This window comes from Roseateles sp. P5_E8, assembly GCF_054177665.1.
In genome coordinates this window covers 1-516 of sequence record NZ_JBGCUM010000159.1, presented here as the reverse complement: position 1 = coordinate 516, position 516 = coordinate 1, and the positions used below count along the sequence as shown (strand labels likewise).

Genomic DNA, 516 nt, shown 5'->3' with positions numbered 1-516 from the left:
CTGACGCTCGAGATGATCGCGCGTCAGCTGCTGCTGTCCGAGGAGCGCACGCAGAGCCTGATCGCGCAGGCCGAGGCGACGGCGCAGCCGCTGCAGACGTTCCTCGCGGCGCTGCGCAAGCCCGGCGTGCTGGCCGAGATCGTGGCCGCTTCGGCGGCGTTCCGCGAACGTCTGCGTCGCTACCTGACGCGCCAGGTCGGCCTGGAGCGGGGAGACACCCTGGTGCTGGTGGACCTGGGCTACGCCGGCACCATCCAGCGCGTGCTGGGCCCGGTCATGAGCGAGGAGTGGGGGGCGGAGGTCTTCGGCCGCTACCTGCTGACGGTCAGCTCGGTCGACGAGCGTCACAAGGGCCTGCTGGATCGGACCTGGCTGGACCCGCGCGCGCTCGCCGCGCTGCAACCGTTCGTCGGCCCGCTCGAGACCCTTGCGGCCGACCAGGGCGCGAGTGCGGTCGGCTACGCCGACGACGGCCAGCCGATCTTCGAGTCGAATCAGATCGACGACGCCCAACGC

1 protein-coding gene is annotated in these 516 nt (G+C 71.5%); it reads left to right on the top strand.

Translation table 11 applies throughout. The annotated features are described in order from the left end of the window. Positions 1–516, top strand: a 516-nt coding sequence (locus ACXRVZ_RS27775; protein WP_458233155.1) for a hypothetical protein, incomplete at both ends; no start/stop codon positions are given.